The following is a 16,302-nucleotide window of genomic DNA, read 5'->3' as shown; positions in this document are numbered from 1 at the left end:
TGAGCTGATCGGAACACCATGACTTCGATATTCGTGCGTTCATTGATCTACAACGTGCTGTTCTATGTGCTGCTGGTGTTCTGGATCCTGGTGGCGATTCCAACCTTCGTGATGCCGCCCCGCGCCTTCATGGCGATCGCGAAAGCGTGGGCGACCAGCAGCATCTGGCTCATGCGTATCGTCTGCAACACCAGGGTCGATTATCGCGGTCTCGAGAAAATTCCGGGGGGGCCGCTAGTGGTCGCCTCGAAACATCAATCGATGTGGGAGACCTTCGCGCTGATGCCGTTCTTTGACCGGCCGCTGTTCATCTACAAGCGCGAGCTCGGGCAGATTCCGTTCTTTGGCTGGTACCTGAAGAAGTCGAAGATGATCGGCGTCGATCGCGATGGCGGTGCGCGTTCGCTCATCGATATGGCCAAGCGCGCCACCGAAGAAATCCAGCTCGGCCGTCAGCTCATTATCTTTCCCGAAGGCACGCGTCGGCCTGTCGAGGCACCACCGGATTACAAACCCGGTGTCGCGCAGATCTACGCCAAATCCGGCGCGCCGTGTCTGCCGGTGGCGCTGAATTCCGGCCTGTTCTGGCCGCGCCGCACCTTCCTGCGCTATCCCGGAACGCTGGTGGTGGAGTTTCTCGATCCTCTGCCGCCCGGCCTGCCACGCAAGGAATTCATCGCGGCGATCAGCACGTCGATTGAAGCCGCCACCGATCGTATCGTTGCGGAGGCGCGCACGGAGCAGGCGACGATCTTCGGGCGCGTGCCGAATGTGGCGGTGAAAGAGAGCTAGCGCTTGGTCACTCGTGCAGCATCGCCGCGAGCTGATGGAGCTGCGCGTCGCGAAAACCTTCGGCCTCAATGGCCTTCACGGTCGAGAGCACGTAATCGCGGTTGAGTCCGGAACGCCCGTGGCCCTGTCGCACGAAGTGCAATTGTTCGCTGAGGCTTAGTCGCCCCGCGTACTGCACATGGCCGCGGTCGACCACATAGGCCAGCGCGCTGACGCGGGTACGCTCGACGTCATCGAGCCAGACGGAGCGCATCACCTCGCGATAGACATGGGTGGTCTGCTCGCGCTCCCTGAGATAGGCGATGGTGTCATGGCGCAGCTTGGCCGCCACGCGAAAGGCAATGCCACGGCAGGCGCCGCCGCGATCCAGGCCGAGCACGAGGCCGGGCTTTTCCGGCGTGCCGCGATGGTCAAAGGAATAGACGCAGAGCGCCCGATGTTCGCCGATCAGCCTGGCCGGGACCTGTTCGATGAACTCGAAGCCCGGCCGCCACATCAGCGAGCCATAGCCGAACACCCAGAGATCGCTGTCGGAATCGGGCTGGGCGGTGATTTTCGCGGTCATGATGCCGACCTAGCAGAAACCTTGGGCCCGGGCGATCTTGATTTCCTGCAATGTGGCCCTGCGACGACAGGATAACCCCATGAAAGGGATCGCCGATTTGACAAAATCATGCGATCTACGTCCCGCCATGTCCGAATATGCACAGCCCACCCAGCGCCGCCTCTGGCCGATTTTCATCCTGCCCGTCATCATCGTCGTCCTTGCGGCGGCGTGGAGCGGCTTCTGGTTCTATGCCGCGTCCAAGGTCGACGAAAACGTCGATATCTGGCGCGCCCGAGAGGCCGCGGCTGGGCGCGTCTATGAGTGCGCCAACCGTTCGGTCTCCGGCTTCCCGTTCCGGCTCGAAGTCCGCTGCAGCGGTGTCAGCGTTTCGCTGACCTCGCAAACGGCCACCCAGAATGCGACGCAGGTGCCGATCACCGCGAAGCTCGGCGAGATCGTCGTGGTTGCGCAGATCTATACGCCGCGGCTCCTGGTCGCCGAATTCACCGCGCCGGCCGTCCTGTCCGATCGCGGTCAGCCGGCGATGGTAATGAATTGGGGCTCGGCGCGCAGCAGCATCACCGGTCTGCCCGGTACGCCTGACAGCGCCGACATCGTGTTCGACGATGTGTCGCTCGACCGCTTCGCCGGCTCGGTGCAGGCGCCGACCGCACGTGCCAAACAGGTCGAATTGCATGGCCGCACGGCAGCGAATTCGACGCCGGACAAGCCGGTGATCGAGACGGCCCTGCAGATCAGGAGCGGCAGCATTGCCGATGTTCATCCGATCCTCGCGGCGCCGTTCGATGCCGATATCCGCGCATTGCTCAGCGGACTCAAGGATGTCTCGCCCAAGCCCTGGCCGCAGCGTTTCCGCGAGCTTCAGGCTGCAGGTGGACGCGTCGAGATCGTGCAGTCGCGCGTCCAGCAGGGCGAGATCATCTCGCTGGCAACGGGCTCGCTCGGTCTGACCGCCGCGGGCAATCTCGACGGCGAATTGCAGATGACCGTGGCGGGGCTGGACAAGGCTATCGCCGCCCTCGGGATCGACAAGTTGCTGGAGATGGGCGTGCCTCAGGAGGCGCTGGATCGCATTGCGCCCGGCGTGAAATCGCAGGACGTCAACAACATCCTCGGTGCGCTGGATCGCGCGATCCCCGGTCTCGGCAATGTCGTGCGCAAGAATGCCGGCAGCGGCCTTGCTGCGGGCGTCAATTCGATCGGGACCGCGGCTGTCTTGGAAGGCAAAGCGGCGCGGTCGTTCCCGCTGAAATTTGTCGATGGCGCGGTGTTCCTCGGGCCGCTGCGCGTGGCGCAGATCCCGCCGTTGTTTTAGGGCGTGAGGTTCGCCGGCCTCTCCACGTCATTGCGAGGAGCGAAGCGACGCGGCAATCCAGAAGCTGCAAAGCAAGTAAGGCTGGATTGCTTCGCTTCGCTCGCAATGACGGCTGTTGGTCCTGCGATCAATCCTTCTTCGTCAGCGCCTGATGCTTGCGCCCGAAGTCCGGTGCCGCTTCATCCTGACCGATACTCACGATGCCGCGGCGGATCGCGCGGGTGCGGGTGAAGTGCTCGAACAGCGCATCGCCATCGTCGCGGCGGATCGCACGTGTCAGCTTCGACAGGTCTTCCTGGAAGGTGCCGAGCATTTCCAGCACCGCGTCCTTGTTGGCGAGGAACACGTCGCGCCACATGGTCGGGTCTGATGCTGCGATACGGGTGAAATCGCGGAAACCGCCCGCGGAGAACTTCAGCACTTCCGACCTCGTGACGTCTTCGAGCTCGTCGGCCGTGCCTACGATTGTATAAGCGATCAGATGCGGCAGATGGCTGGTGACCGCGAGCACCAGATCGTGATGCGCGGCCTGCATGATCTCGACATTGGCGCCGAGCGCAGCCCAGAAGCCGGTGAGCTTCTCGACGGCCGTGGGATCCGCGCCCTCGGGCGGCGTCAGAATGCACCAGCGATTGCTGAACAATTCTGCGAAGCCGGAATCCGGACCGGAGTTTTCCGTGCCGGCGACCGGATGCGCGGGAATGAAGTGGATATTGTCCGGCAGATATTCCGACATCGCGTGCAGTACGGAGGCTTTCACCGAACCGACGTCGGACACGATCGCGCCGGGCGAAAGATGCGCCGCGATGCTTTTCGCCACGTCGCCCGCCACACCGACGGGTACGCAGGCGATGACCAGATCGGCATCCTTGACCGCGCTGGCATTATCGTCGGCGATGCGGTCGGCGAGCTTGATTTCCACGGCGCGTGCACGCACCACCGCCGAATTGTCGGTGGCAACCAGTTCACCGGCAAGGCCGAGCTGCTGAATGCCGCGCGCTAGCGACGAGCCGATCAGGCCGAGGCCGATCAGCGCGATACGTTTGAAGGGCGGCGTGGCGCTCACGTCATTGCCCCGAATTCGATGCCATGAATTCACGCAGCGTCTCGATCACCAGCCTGTTGGCTTCCTCGGTGCCGATGGTCATGCGCAGCGAGTTCGGCAGGCCGTAATTGGTCACGGCGCGCAGCACCAGCCCGCGCCTGGTCAGGAACGCATCGGCATCCGCTGCGGTCTTGCCGGTCGCCGGAAAATGCATCAGCAGGAAATTGGCCACGCTCGGCGTCACCTCGATGCCGAGCTTGGTGATTTCCTCGGTCAGGATGCCGATCCACTTGGCGGTGTATGTGCGCGACATCTCGACATGGCCGGTGTCCTCGATCGCCCCCACTGCTGCCATCATCGCCGGCGCCGAGACGTTGAACGGCCCACGAATCCGGTTCATCGCATCGACGATGTGCGCCGGGCCGAACATCCAGCCGATCCGCAGGGCGGCCAGGCCGTGCACCTTCGAGAAGGTGTAGGTGGCGACGGTATTCTCGGTGGTCTTCGCCAGCTCCAGGCCGTTGTCGTAGTCGCCCTTGGTCACGTAGTCCCAGTATGCGGCGTCGAGCACCAGCAGCACGTGCTCCGGCAGGCCGRCGCGCAGGCGCTTGATCTCGGAGGACGGCAGATAGGTGCCGGTCGGATTGTTCGGATTGGCCAGCCACACCAGCTTGGTGCGCGGGGTCACGCAGTTCAGGATCGCATCGACATTGCAGGTGAAGTTGGTTTCCGGAGCGACCACATTGGTGGCGCCGTTCGCCTGGGTAGCGATCGGGTAGACCAGGAAGCCGTGTGCGGTTGAAATCGCCTCGTCGCCGGGGCCGAGATAGACATGCGCAATCAGGTTCAGAATTTCGTCGGAGCCGGCGCCACAGATGATCTGCGCAGGATCGAGGCCGAAGCGGCGGCCGAGCGCCTCGCGCAGCACCTTCGAGGTGCCTTCCGGATAATCCTCGAGATGCGCGACAGCGGTGGCGAAGGCGTCCTTGGCGCGCGCCGACGGACCGAACGGGGTCTCGTTGGCCGACAGCTTGTAGGTCTTGCGGCCGGGCTCCACCACCGGGCTCTTGCCAGGGGTGTAGGGCGCGATATCGAGAATGCCGGGCTTCGGCACGGGACGGGACATCTTCAACTCCAGAACGTCAGATTGGCTTACGAACGCGGTGCGTCGTTGGCGGCCACGGTATAGCGGGTTGCGTGGCTGCCGACGAGAGCCGTGGAACGCACCGAGGCGCCGGCTTCGATCAGCGCCGACTTGATCTTGTCGAGGCTCGAGGCTCTCGTGATCGAGATCAGCAGCGCCGCGCCGTCAAAGGCGGTATCCGGCACGGCGACGATTTCGGCCAGCGGCGATAGCGCGCGCGCGGTCTCGGCATTCCAGCCGGACACCCGCACGCTCCACATCTCGACCTCGGTCACCATAGCGCTGTCGGCAACGCGTGACACCACGAACACCGGCAATGCGGCCGGATGGTCGGCGCGTTCAATGAACGGCAGGCGTGCGATGATCTTCGGCGCGCCCAGGGCTTCCAGCGGGATCCACCACGGCGTGCGGCTGGACGTCGCCGAGACCAGCGCGAGATCGCCCTTGGACTTGGCCACGGCCTCGACCGCTGCGGCGGCGCTGAAATGCGCGACGTAAGGCACCGTGAAGCCGAAATGAAAGCGTGCGGAATCCCGCATCGCGCTCTCGCCGAGCGACAGATCCGCATGCACCGAGAACGGCGCCTGAACGTAAGTGAAAGTCGAGATGATTACCCGCCAGATGCTCTCGACGGTGTCGATCGGCAGGATGCCGCGATGGCGCTGCACCAGACGGCGCATCATGTCGGCCTCGCGCGCCGGCCGGAAGGCGGAGCCGACCTCCTGGGTCTGCTTCACCGAAATCAGCCGGTCGATGATGTCGCCGCGCTGCATCAACAGGGCGTGAACCTGCGCGTCGATGCTGTCGATCTCTTTGCGCAGTTCATCCAGCGAGGGCGGGGCGGGCGGTAATTTCGACATGTTCAAAACCTTCGGGACGGGAGGCGTGATAGGTCCCGTCGAGCTTGCCGGGCCGGCTCCGGGGAGCCGGCGGGCACGGCCATTGATTAGGTAAGACGGTGCCGGAAAGCAAAGAAAACATGGAAGATTTGGCCGCAGGGCAGTTGGGCAATTTGACCGGGGTATGCCCATATTGACGGCAGGCGGGTGTGGGACTAGTTTCTGGTCTCTTCCGTGGTCATTTGAGCCGGCCGGCTTGCAGCCACGTTAAACAACTCGCTAAACAGGCCGGGGACAGTTTGATCCCGGCCGAGCTATTTGTTCAGGCCGGGTTTTTTATGGCCTGATTCCGGTTTTGGTTTGAGAACCTCCTGAGGAGGCCGGTATCAAGATGGTAAATGTCGAACTGGTGAAGAGTCCGGTTGTCCGCCCCGATGAGCGTGGACATGAAGCCGATCATCCGACCTCGCTGGTCGCGGGTTTTGGCATGGATCAGCCGCTGCGGCTTGATTGCGGCGTCGACCTCACCCCGTTCCAGATTGCCTATCAGACCTACGGAACGCTCAACGCCGACAAATCCAATGCCATCCTGGTCTGCCACGCTTTGACCGGCGACCAGCACGTCGCCAATATCAATCCGATCACCGGCAAGCCCGGCTGGTGGCAGACGCTGGTCGGCCCCGGCAAGGCACTCGATACCGAACGCTACTTCATCATCTGTTCGAACGTGCTCGGCGGCTGCATGGGCTCGACCGGTCCGGCCTCGACCAATCCCGCCACTGGCAAGATCTGGGGACTGGATTTTCCGGTCATCACCATTCCCGACATGGTGCGTGCGCAGGCGATGCTGATCGACAGTCTCGGTATCGGTCAGTTGTTTTGCGTCGTCGGCGGCTCCATGGGCGGTATGCAGACGCTGCAATGGACCGCGGCCTATCCGGAGCGCGTGTTCTCCGCGCTGGCGGTTGCCTGCAGCACGCGGCATTCGGCGCAGAACATCGCCTTCCACGAGTTGGGCCGTCAGGCCGTGATGGCCGATCCCGATTGGCGCGGCGGGCGTTATTTCGAGGAAGGCACACATCCGCATCGCGGCCTCGGCGTCGCGCGGATGGCCGCGCATATCACCTATCTGTCGGATGCCGCTCTGCACCGCAAGTTCGGCCGCCGCATGCAGGACAGGGAGTTGCCGACATTCTCCTTCGATGCGGATTTTCAGGTCGAGAGCTATCTGCGCTATCAGGGCTCGTCCTTCGTCGAGCGCTTCGATGCCAACTCCTATCTCTATCTGACGCGTGCGATGGACTATTTCGATATCGCAGCCGACCACAACGGCAAGCTTGCGGAAGCGTTTCGCGATACGCAGACGCGTTTCTGTCTGATGTCGTTCACATCAGACTGGCTGTTCCCGACGGCAGAATCGCGCGACGTCGTGCACGCGCTGAATGCCGGCGGCGTCCGCGTGTCCTTTGCGGAGATCGAAACCGACAAGGGTCATGATGCCTTCCTGCTCGACGTGCCCGAGTTCCTCGATATCGCCGGTGCATTTCTGAACTCCGCAGCCTCCGTGCGCGGCCTGCCTGTTACGGGGACATAGAGATGGCGTTTCCACAACAAGCCTTGCCGCTGAATTCTGCGGTGGCGACGCCGGCGCCGCGCGGCACGCAGGATTATCGTGGCGATCACCTCCTGGTCGCGGAGATGATCAGGCCGGGCTCGAAGGTGCTCGACGTGGGCTGCGGCGATGGCGATCTGCTACAATTGCTGGAAAGCCGCGGCATTGATGGCCGTGGCATCGAATTGTCGCGCGAAGGCGTCAACCGCTGCGTCGGCAAGGGTCTTGCCGTGGTGCAGGGCGACGCCGATACGGACTTGATCAACTATCCCGACGATGCGTTCGACTACGTGATCCTGTCACAGACGCTGCAGGCGACGCGGCAGMCGCGGGTGGTGCTGGAAAATCTGCTGCGCATAGGTCGCAGCGCGATCGTGTCGTTTCCGAATTTCGGCTTCTGGAAGATGCGTGTGCAGTTGCTTGTCGGTGGCCGCATGCCGCGTACGGAGAATCTGCCGGCGACGTGGTACGACACGCCGAATATTCACTTCTGCACCATCAAGGACTTCGTGCAGCTGTGCGACGAGATCAACGTGAAGATGGAGCGCGCCGTTGCGCTCGATCTCTATGGCCGTCCGCTGCGCCTCAATGCGCCGTGGTGGTTCTGGAACATGTTCGGGGAGCAGGGCGTTTTCCTGCTGAGCCGCGCGAGTAAATCGGCGCAACCCTGATCGCGTGTAGATTTCTGCCTGATGGAAACAGAAGTACCGCATTCTATGCGGCTTTTCACGCCGTGTGTCGGCCTGCGATACACGCCAAAGATGTGCGTAAAAGCTAATTCGAATAGGTAATATAAGCGCGCATTCTGTCGAATGGGTGGCTGCTATGTCTATACGTATGGCGTCCGTTGAAGTTGAAGCGATTCACTCCGATGTCGCCGTTAAAAAATCGTCACTTGAACCGTTCTAGGTCTTGTTATCGCCATACCAACTTCGTTACCACGCCCGTCCCGATTGTTGGCCCGCGTATTTGGGCCGATGGGGTTCGGGGGTGTTAAGAGGAAAAATTCGGTATGGTTCAGTTCTTTGCGTATCGCCGTGCACTTCGCATCTCGGCTCTTGCGGTGTGTTCGGCGGCAGTTCTCGCGTCAGTCTCTCCCGCGTCGGCACGTCCTCATCACGGCGCTTCGCGTCATTCGCACCACGTCGGCAAGTACACACACAGCACGCGTCATCACGTCCGGCATCGCGCGCGGTATGCACGGCGCAGTGCCCGAGTCGAACAGCAGGCGCCTTCGTTCGGCGACTCCACAAATTTCAATAACGCCAATGCAAGCATGAACCAGCCTTCCGGCGGCTTCGGCGGTTCGGGCATCGTCGATGCAGCGCGCAGCTTCATCGGCCGCGGCAATCCGACGGCGCGCGGTCGTTTGTGGTGCGCAGCGTTCATGAACCTCGTATTGAAGCGCACCGGCCATCAGGGCACGGGTTCGGATATGGCGCGCTCGTTCTCGAGCTATGGCCAGCGCATCTCAGGTCCGCAGGTCGGCGCCATCGCCGTGATGTCGCGCGGGCGTCGCGGCGGTCATGTCGGCGTCGTCTCGGGCGTCGATGCCAAGGGCAATCCGATCATCGTCTCCGGCAATCACGGCAACCGCGTCGCCGAATCGGTGTATTCGCGTGGCCGGGTTTACGCCTACGTGATGCCGACGAGCTGAGTTCGTCTATTCTTCGACGACTATCTTATCGCCGGCGGTGATCATGCCGCCGGTGATGACCTCAGCGTAAATTCCGCAATCGGCGTGACCGTAGGTCTGCAGCAGCGTTTTCGGAATCGTCAGATCCCGCGCGGCCGTATCCGGATCGACATTGGTCGCTGCACAGCGGACGATGCGCTTCACCACCTTGAGCCGGGTGCTGCCGATGGCGAGCGTCCGGTCGATCAACTCGAATTCATGCCAGGCCGGCCAGCCCGCTACATGCAGGTTGCCGCGAAAGCGTAGCGGATGCACCGGCTGCCCGACGGCCTTTTCGAGATCTTTGACGCTGGCGAGGTTGATGATCGACACCACCTTGCGCGGCACGTCCGAAAAGCTATGGCCGTCCGCGAACAGCACCCTGGGTGGTCCGCGCAGTTCATCGGCAAAATTTGCAGCAAAGAACGCTTCGATTTCCGCACGTCCTTCGGCCGTCTGCAGATCGGCTCGCGCTGCCTCCACATTATCCTGCCGGATCGTCAGTGTATGGCTGGCGTCGTCGTAGTGGCTGCGGAGCGCCGCCAGGCGCTCGTTGCGCATCAGCATCAGAAACTGGGTCTTGGGAAAATATTGCGGTGCTGCCGGGTCGAACCCGATCGGGCCGTTCTCGATGGCATAGCGCCGGTCGGCCGGCAGGGTCTGGCCGGGCTTCAGCGTGACTTCTTCCAGAGGCTCGGGCGTCAGGCCCTTCACGGGATAGCGGTAGATGCTGGCAACGCTGGCGTAAGACTGTTCTGGCATGGTTCCGGTCTTAAGAGATTTGGGCCCGCGGCGCCATCGCCTGGCCGATTGGAATTTTATGCGGACCCCTTCCGTTTCGGGAACTGGCTGCCCACATTTGCATCAAGCTGGTTTTGACGCCAGCGACGACCGCAGCCGGTTGACCACCATCAATGCGGCCTGCGGATACCCAATGAAGATGCCCCATCCGTGCTTTCGAGGCGGACAGGGCAGGCCGAGGGACAACACACGATGAATATTGAGAAATACACCGAACGGGTGCGCGGCTTCATCCAGTCGGCGCAGTCACTGGCCGTGCGCGAGGGCCATCAGCAATTCTCGCCGCTGCACATTCTGAAAGTTCTGCTGGACGACAGCGAAGGTCTGGCCGGCGGCCTGATCGATCGTGCCGGCGGCAACTCCCGCGCCATCCTGAAGGCGACGGAAACCGAGCTGGGCAAGATGCCCAAGGTCTCGGGCGCAGGGGCCGGGCAGGTCTATCTGGCGCCGGCGACCGCGCGCGCTTTCGATGCCGCCGAAAAGGCCGCCGAAAAGGCTGGCGACAGTTTCGTCACCGTGGAGCGGCTGCTGCTTGCGCTGGCGCTCGACAAGGACTCCGAAGCCGGCAGTCTGCTGAACAAGGGCGGCGTCACGCCGCAAAATCTCAACGCGGCGATCAATGCGCTGCGCAAGGGCCGCACGGCGGATTCCGCCACGGCCGAAAACGCCTATGACGCGTTGAAGAAATATGCCCGTGACCTGACCCAGGCCGCGCGCGATGGCAAACTCGACCCGGTGATCGGCCGCGACGAGGAAATCCGCCGCACGATTCAGGTATTGTCGCGGCGAACCAAGAACAATCCCGTGCTGATCGGCGAACCCGGCGTCGGCAAGACCGCCATCGTCGAAGGTCTCGCGCTGCGCATTCTCAATGGCGACGTGCCGGAGAGCCTGAAGGACAAGAGCCTGCTGTCGCTCGATCTCGGTGCACTCATCGCCGGTGCCAAATATCGCGGCGAGTTCGAGGAGCGGCTGAAGGCCGTGCTGGGCGAGGTCACCTCGGCAGAAGGCGGCATCATCCTGTTCATCGACGAGATGCATCAGCTCATCGGCGCCGGCAAGGGCGATGGCGCAATGGATGCGTCCAACCTGCTGAAGCCTGCGCTCGCCCGCGGCGAATTGCATTGCATCGGCGCCACCACGCTCGACGAATATCGCAAGCATGTGGAGAAGGACGCGGCGCTGGCGCGGCGTTTCCAGCCGATCTTCGTGGCTGAGCCGACTGTGGAAGACACCGTCTCGATCCTGCGCGGCCTCAAGGACAAATACGAACAGCATCACGGCGTCCGCATCACGGACTCCGCGCTGGTCGCCGCCGTGACGCTGTCGAACCGCTACATCACCGATCGCTTCCTGCCGGATAAAGCCATCGACCTGATGGACGAGGCTTCGGCACGGTTGAAGATGCAGGTCGACTCCAAGCCCGAAGAACTCGATTCGATGGACCGCGAGATCATCCGGCTCAAGATCGAGCAGGAGGCGCTTGGCAAGGAAACCGATGCAGGCTCGAAGAGCAGGCTCGAAACACTCAAGAAGGAACTCGCCGAGCTCGAAGAGAAATCGGCAGCGCTCACCCAGCGCTGGTCGGCCGAGAAGAACAAGTTGTCGAATGCGCAGAAGCTCAAGAGCGAGCTCGACGGCTTGCGCCTCGAACTGGCCGAAGCACAGCGCCGCGGCGAATATCAACGCGCCGGTGAGCTGGCCTATGGCCGGATTCCCGACCTTGAAAAGCGGCTGGCCGATATCGAAGCCAACGAGAATTCCGAGATGATGGAAGAGGCGGTCACCGCCAATCACATCGCGCAGGTGGTCTCGCGCTGGACCGGCGTGCCGGTCGACAAGATGCTCGAAGGCGAGAAGGACAAGCTGCTGCGGATGGAGCTGAGCCTCGGCGAGCGCGTCGTCGGCCAGGCCGAAGCCGTGCGTGCGGTGGCAACTGCCGTCCGTCGTTCGCGTGCCGGTCTGCAGGATCCCAATCGGCCGATCGGCTCGTTCATGTTCCTCGGCCCCACCGGCGTCGGCAAGACCGAGCTGACCAAGGCGTTGGCGTCGTATCTGTTTGACGATGACACCGCGATGGTGCGTCTCGACATGTCCGAATATATGGAGAAGCACTCGGTCTCGCGTCTGATCGGCGCGCCGCCGGGTTATGTCGGCTATGATGAGGGCGGCGCGCTGACCGAAGCTGTGCGGCGGCGGCCCTATCAGGTCGTGCTGTTCGACGAAGTCGAGAAGGCGCATCCGGATGTGTTCAACGTGCTGCTTCAGGTGCTCGACGATGGCCGCCTGACCGATGGTCAGGGCCGCACTGTCGATTTCCGCAATACGCTGATCATTATGACGTCGAATCTCGGCTCCGAATTCCTGGTCAATCAGCCCGAGGGCGAGGATACGTCCGCGGTACGCGACCTGGTGATGGGCAATGTCCGCGCCCATTTCCGGCCGGAATTCCTGAATCGCGTCGATGAGATCATCCTGTTCCACCGCTTGCAGAAGAGCGAAATGGGCCGGATCGTCGAGATCCAGTTCGCGCGGCTCACCAAGCTGCTGGAAGATCGCAAGATCACGCTGGTGCTGGAGGACGAAGCCCGTGACTGGCTCGCCGACAAGGGCTGGGATCCCGCCTACGGCGCCCGTCCCCTCAAGCGTGTGATCCAGCGCAACGTGCAGGATCCGCTGGCCGAGATGATCCTCGCCGGCGACGTCAAGGACGGTGACCATGTCGACATAAGCGCCGCCGGCAACGTCCTGACCTTCAACGGCAAGCCGGCCCGGACCGCGGAGATCGCCGAGTTCGAGGCGCCGGTGCCGAAGCGGCAGCTGAACTGACGGCACGGGTTTAAACGCAACGAAACGGCCTGAATCTCGCGGTTCAGGCCGTTTCCACGTCGGAGAAGATCATGACCCGCATCCTCGTGGTCGGCGCCACCGGCCTTGTCGGCCACCATGTCATCGCCAAAGCGCTCGCCGACAGTCGGATCACGCGCATCGTTGCGCCGACGCGTCGGCCGCTCGAGGCACATGCGAAGCTCGACAACCCGCTGGTCGATTTCGGCCGGTTACCAGCCGAGGCCGACTGGTGGGATGTCGATGGTGTGATCTGTGCACTCGGCACAACGCGCGCCAAGGCGGGCTCGGATCAAGCGTTTCGCGTTGTGGATCATGATTACCCGCTCGCAGTCGCGCGACTGGCGCGCAAGCACGGCGCTAGCCGTTTCGCACTCAATTCGTCGGTGGGTGCCAATGCGCGCTCAAAGCTGCTTTATCCGCGTACCAAAGGCGAAGTGGAGGAAGCGCTGAAGGCGATCGGCTTTCAGTCTTTGACGATTGTGCGGCCGGGCCTTATCGGCGGTGATCGCGACGAATTCCGGCTGGGCGAGCACGTCGCGGCGGCGGTGCTCGGTGTGCTGGGTCCGGTTCTGCCGCGCAGTTATCGGATCAGCCCCGCCGACAAGATCGCCGACGCATTGATCGAGGCGGCCGTGATCGGCGCGCCTGGCGTTCACCTGATCGGATCCGCAGAGCTCGCTGCGGATTGATCGTCGGACCTCGGCGGCCCTTTTGCCACTGTCCCGAGCGTCCCCTAGCCCACGCGGCGTTGGTCTGACGCGCAGAACAAGACGAAAAATACGAATTTAGCGGCTCGTCGTCGGCCGTGCCGGTGGCACCGCGCCGGTCACGCCTGCGTCGGACACGCGGGCGCCCGGGCCACGCATGGTCATCTGACCGTCGATCCGGTCACGTTCCTTCTCGAAGCCGGCCATCATCGGACCTTCTAGCGAGCGGCCACGCGGCAGTTTCACGCGCATCGGATCGACGAAGCGGCCGTTGACCAGAATTTCGTAGTGAACATGGGCGCCGGTGGACATGCCGGTGGAGCCGACGAAGCCGATGACCTGACCCTGCCGCACGCGCTTGCCGGGCTCCATGCCCTTGGCAAAGGCCGACATATGGCCGTAGGCGGTCTCGTAGCCGTTGTTGTGCTTGATGCGGATATATTTGCCGTAGCCGCCTTCCCAGGCTGCTTTTTCGATCACGCCGTTGCCGGATGCGAAAATCGGAGTGCCGTAGGGCGTCGACCAGTCCACGCCGGTATGCATCTTGGTGTAGCCGAGGATCGGGTGGCGGCGTCCGCCGAAGCCCGAACGCATGATGGCGTTATTGACGGGTTTGCGGACCAGGAACTTCTTCGCGCTTTTGCCGGTTTCGTCATAGTAGTCGACGACCGAGTCGTCGGTGGTCAGGAAGCGATAGTATTTTTTGGTTTCCCCGCCCACCGTAAGCGAAGCAAACAACACTTCGGTCTTTTCGGTGATGGTGGCGCCTTCGTCTTCGCCGGCAAAGAACACGTCGAACGAGTCGCCGGGCTGTACTTTGCGCTGGAAATCCACGTCGTAGGAGTAGATCCGGATCATGTCCTCGATGACGGTGGCCGGGACCTTGTTGCGCAGTGCCGTCTCGTAAATGCTCTGATAGAGCCGCACGCCGGTGCCGTCATCCTCCTCGTCATCGTCCGATGCGCTTGGCGCTTCGGCGACGGTGTTCATGCTGGAGACATCGACGGCGACGTATTTGCCGAGATCGGAGAGGGCGGCGACAGCTTCGATGGTGGAGTCGTTGGCGACGATCACGCGATACGGCTGCAAACGCTGGCCCGGTCCGGCCGGCGACATCAGGATGCGAACTTTCTGACCTTCCTTCAGTCCGCCGTCGCGGCCACGGGCACCCAGCGTAGTGGCAATGGCCTTGGCTTCCTCGGGCATAGCGCCTTGGTCGCGCAGGATGGTCAGGATGGTGTCGCCCTTCTTGACGATATGGATACGCTCGCCATTCGGGTTGCCGCCGGTCGCCTGATCCTTGGTCTTGGCCAGCAGCGTGACGTTTTCCGGCACGATACGGGTTTCGAAGCCCGCATAAGGATCGGCTGTGGTGCCTTCGGCGGCATAGGCCATCTTCATGTCGGGCTGTCCGCCGATATCGCCGGTGGCGCTGGCGACCGTCGTGTAGCGAACGCCAGTATTGCCGCGCCAGTTGGAGGCGTCGCGCACGCGCATCAAGACTTCATCAATAGCAACGCTGGCGCCGATCTTGGCTTTCGGCAGTACCTGACCGAGATCGCGGGTGACGAAGGAGACCTCGGCATCGGGCTCGACGGCATTCGGATTGACCGCGGCGTCGTCGCTGTTCGGAGCGGGGCTGCCGACATCGGTCAGTAGGCGCTGTGCATTGAAGGGCGGGATCTTGGCGCTGAGATCGCTGGTCGCCATCGCCAGATTGCCCGAAATCCGGATGAAGGGCCGCACGCGCATGACGTCGCGATTGCCGACGCGGGTGACGGTGGAGACTTTGAGTACCTGGCGCGCGGCGGAAGAGTCGCTCGGCGGCGGCAGGCGGTCACTCTTATGCAGGCTTGCTTGTTTGTCGGTGGCACTGAAGGCGCCGCGTAGCGCGCCTTCGACACGCTCCGGTACCTTGGCAAAGGTCATCTCGCCGTCAAGCGACGCAAAAACGGCGCCGCCGATCAGAGCCGCGCCGCAGAGACCTGTGAGGATAGTACCACTGAACCACTGTACCGAGACGCGGCGACGATCGATGACTGCGGCTTCGGAGCCATCAACGGATAGCGGCGGCTCGTGGCCGAGATCAATCATCCCGGTCTCACGATTATAGGCGCCACCGCGTGACAGTCCGTGATTCAAGCCGACATCCCCCGAATTCCCAGCATCATGCGAAGAGTCTTCCCCAAGCACATCGCATCGACGGTCGAACAGTGGGCGCCAAAATGCTGGCCGAATGGACGAACGTCAATGCTGCAAACTCTTTCGCTGTGTTCTCTTTGGCCCAAAAGCGCACTGCGATGACGCAGCTCGTTCTTTCGAGAGACCGTTGGGCCCAGATCCGGTTCGACCACCCCTAAAAAGTTTCAGGGGCGACGCAGAATCTTTGCACAAGGCATGCTCAGAACGTCGGAGGAATGTGGCTCTTGTACGGCGTCACCCCTGTAAAACCTACGCTTTTTGGGCCCTGAGGCCTCCTCCACAGCACGTGACGATTTTCTGACGAATGGCGTTGACAGTTTCGGGTGAGGGGGCCTATAACCCGGCCACTGAGCGCAGCGGCGCCGGGGCCTACCAGCCCGGGCGGTTGTTCGTGTCTCGGAAGCTCATCACCGCGAAGAGTGCTTCAGTAGCCGATAGGTGTCGGCTGCTGATCTGTTGTCGGGTGGTTGAGTGACAAGATTTTCTCCCTCCTGGGGAGATTGACGCATCTGCGTCGGGCTGTTTGACAAGTTAAATTGAAGAAAGAGAAACGTGGACGGCGGAGTCCTTGCGGGTCTCGTTCGATGGAAGCTTCGGCTTCCTGAGGCGGGGCCGGACGAAAGACTTCGGCGGTACACGTTTTGAACAAAGGTTAACACCATCGTTGTTAGCGCTGTGAAGCGCGGACAGCAGATTGGCTGAACTTCGGTTTGGTCGATTTAGTATGGTGGGACCTCGTCAATACGTTGTGA

At 62.4% G+C, this 16,302-nt stretch carries 13 protein-coding genes and 1 riboswitch; of the genes, 7 read left to right on the top strand and 6 right to left on the bottom strand.

The features are described from left to right. Nucleotides 1-18: 18 nt before the first annotated feature. Nucleotides 19-792: a lysophospholipid acyltransferase family protein gene (locus AC1DUY_RS22710; RefSeq protein WP_478117292.1), complete on the top strand. Its 774-nt coding sequence runs from the start codon at nucleotides 19-21 to the stop codon at nucleotides 790-792. A 7-nt stretch (nucleotides 793-799) separates the two neighbouring features. Here AC1DUY_RS22710 and AC1DUY_RS22705 read toward each other — a convergent pair whose 3' ends face one another. Continuing rightward, a complete protein-coding gene (locus tag AC1DUY_RS22705; protein WP_120287237.1) occupies nucleotides 800-1,357 on the bottom strand; it encodes a gamma-glutamylcyclotransferase in 558 nt (185 codons plus the stop codon). Between the two features lie 127 nt (nucleotides 1,358-1,484). Here AC1DUY_RS22705 and AC1DUY_RS22700 point away from each other — a divergent pair, with 127 nt between their 5' ends. Then, nucleotides 1,485-2,675, top strand: coding sequence for a DUF2125 domain-containing protein (locus AC1DUY_RS22700; RefSeq protein ID WP_478117634.1), 1,191 nt, complete (start codon nucleotides 1,485-1,487; stop codon nucleotides 2,673-2,675). A 127-nt stretch (nucleotides 2,676-2,802) separates the two neighbouring features. Here AC1DUY_RS22700 and AC1DUY_RS22695 read toward each other — a convergent pair whose 3' ends face one another. From AC1DUY_RS22695 to AC1DUY_RS22685, 3 genes are read right to left on the bottom strand one after another with little or no spacing between them, the layout of a single operon-like run. Beyond that, nucleotides 2,803-3,741 (bottom strand): prephenate/arogenate dehydrogenase family protein, encoded by a 939-nt coding sequence (locus AC1DUY_RS22695; protein WP_478117290.1) that lies wholly within the window; start codon nucleotides 3,739-3,741, stop codon nucleotides 2,803-2,805. Nucleotide 3,742: 1 nt separating this feature from the next. Next, nucleotides 3,743-4,846 (bottom strand): histidinol-phosphate transaminase, encoded by a 1,104-nt coding sequence (gene hisC, locus AC1DUY_RS22690; protein WP_478117288.1) that lies wholly within the window; start codon nucleotides 4,844-4,846, stop codon nucleotides 3,743-3,745. Between the two features lie 26 nt (nucleotides 4,847-4,872). Then, nucleotides 4,873-5,724 (bottom strand): chorismate mutase, encoded by an 852-nt coding sequence (locus AC1DUY_RS22685; RefSeq protein WP_478117286.1) that lies wholly within the window; start codon nucleotides 5,722-5,724, stop codon nucleotides 4,873-4,875. Between the two features lie 203 nt (nucleotides 5,725-5,927). Beyond that, nucleotides 5,928-6,007, top strand: a riboswitch (SAM riboswitch). An 87-nt stretch (nucleotides 6,008-6,094) separates the two neighbouring features. Here AC1DUY_RS22685 and metX point away from each other — a divergent pair. The 3 genes from metX to AC1DUY_RS22670 all read left to right on the top strand — a co-directional run bounded on the left by metX (nucleotide 6,095) and on the right by AC1DUY_RS22670 (nucleotide 8,972). Continuing rightward, nucleotides 6,095-7,297, top strand: a complete 1,203-nt coding sequence (gene metX, locus AC1DUY_RS22680; RefSeq protein ID WP_175365980.1) for a homoserine O-acetyltransferase MetX — start codon at nucleotides 6,095-6,097, stop codon at nucleotides 7,295-7,297. A 2-nt stretch (nucleotides 7,298-7,299) separates the two neighbouring features. Next, entirely contained in the window at nucleotides 7,300-7,986 is a 687-nt protein-coding gene (gene metW / locus AC1DUY_RS22675; protein ID WP_478117283.1) for a methionine biosynthesis protein MetW, read from the top strand. A gap of 341 nt (nucleotides 7,987-8,327) precedes the next feature. Then, nucleotides 8,328-8,972: a TIGR02594 family protein gene (locus AC1DUY_RS22670; RefSeq protein ID WP_068729161.1), complete on the top strand. Its 645-nt coding sequence runs from the start codon at nucleotides 8,328-8,330 to the stop codon at nucleotides 8,970-8,972. Nucleotides 8,973-8,978: 6 nt separating this feature from the next. Here AC1DUY_RS22670 and AC1DUY_RS22665 read toward each other — a convergent pair whose 3' ends face one another. Continuing rightward, nucleotides 8,979-9,752 (bottom strand): MOSC domain-containing protein, encoded by a 774-nt coding sequence (locus AC1DUY_RS22665; RefSeq protein WP_478117281.1) that lies wholly within the window; start codon nucleotides 9,750-9,752, stop codon nucleotides 8,979-8,981. Nucleotides 9,753-9,983: 231 nt separating this feature from the next. On the opposite strand from AC1DUY_RS22665, the gene clpB reads away from it, so the two are divergent. Then, nucleotides 9,984-12,620 (top strand): ATP-dependent chaperone ClpB, encoded by a 2,637-nt coding sequence (gene clpB / locus AC1DUY_RS22660; RefSeq protein ID WP_231079076.1) that lies wholly within the window; start codon nucleotides 9,984-9,986, stop codon nucleotides 12,618-12,620. 71 nt (nucleotides 12,621-12,691) lie between these two features. Further along, nucleotides 12,692-13,330 (top strand): NAD(P)H-binding protein, encoded by a 639-nt coding sequence (locus AC1DUY_RS22655; protein WP_478117279.1) that lies wholly within the window; start codon nucleotides 12,692-12,694, stop codon nucleotides 13,328-13,330. Between the two features lie 96 nt (nucleotides 13,331-13,426). On the opposite strand, the gene AC1DUY_RS22650 is transcribed toward AC1DUY_RS22655, so the two are convergent. Beyond that, complete coding sequence (locus AC1DUY_RS22650) at nucleotides 13,427-15,490, bottom strand: M23 family metallopeptidase (RefSeq protein WP_439065106.1); 2,064 nt, start codon at nucleotides 15,488-15,490, stop codon at nucleotides 13,427-13,429. Nucleotides 15,491-16,302: the final 812 nt, after the last annotated feature.

The organism is Tardiphaga sp. P4_G1 (genome assembly GCF_056401215.1).
The sequence above is the reverse complement of the archived record's forward strand: the minus strand, read 5'-3'. Positions and strand labels throughout refer to the sequence as shown.

Coding starts and splice junctions, on each gene's coding strand:
- AC1DUY_RS22685 (WP_478117286.1), bottom strand. CDS start 5,724: ATGTCGAAATTACCGCCCGCCCCGCCCTCGCTGGATGAACTGCGCAAA.
- AC1DUY_RS22665 (WP_478117281.1), bottom strand. CDS start 9,752: ATGCCAGAACAGTCTTACGCCAGCGTTGCCAGCATCTACCGCTATCCC.
- metX (WP_175365980.1), top strand. CDS start 6,095: ATGGTAAATGTCGAACTGGTGAAGAGTCCGGTTGTCCGCCCCGATGAG.
- AC1DUY_RS22655 (WP_478117279.1), top strand. CDS start 12,692: ATGACCCGCATCCTCGTGGTCGGCGCCACCGGCCTTGTCGGCCACCAT.
- AC1DUY_RS22700 (WP_478117634.1), top strand. CDS start 1,485: ATGTCCGAATATGCACAGCCCACCCAGCGCCGCCTCTGGCCGATTTTC.
- AC1DUY_RS22705 (WP_120287237.1), bottom strand. CDS start 1,357: ATGACCGCGAAAATCACCGCCCAGCCCGATTCCGACAGCGATCTCTGG.
- AC1DUY_RS22670 (WP_068729161.1), top strand. CDS start 8,328: ATGGTTCAGTTCTTTGCGTATCGCCGTGCACTTCGCATCTCGGCTCTT.
- AC1DUY_RS22710 (WP_478117292.1), top strand. CDS start 19: ATGACTTCGATATTCGTGCGTTCATTGATCTACAACGTGCTGTTCTAT.
- clpB (WP_231079076.1), top strand. CDS start 9,984: ATGAATATTGAGAAATACACCGAACGGGTGCGCGGCTTCATCCAGTCG.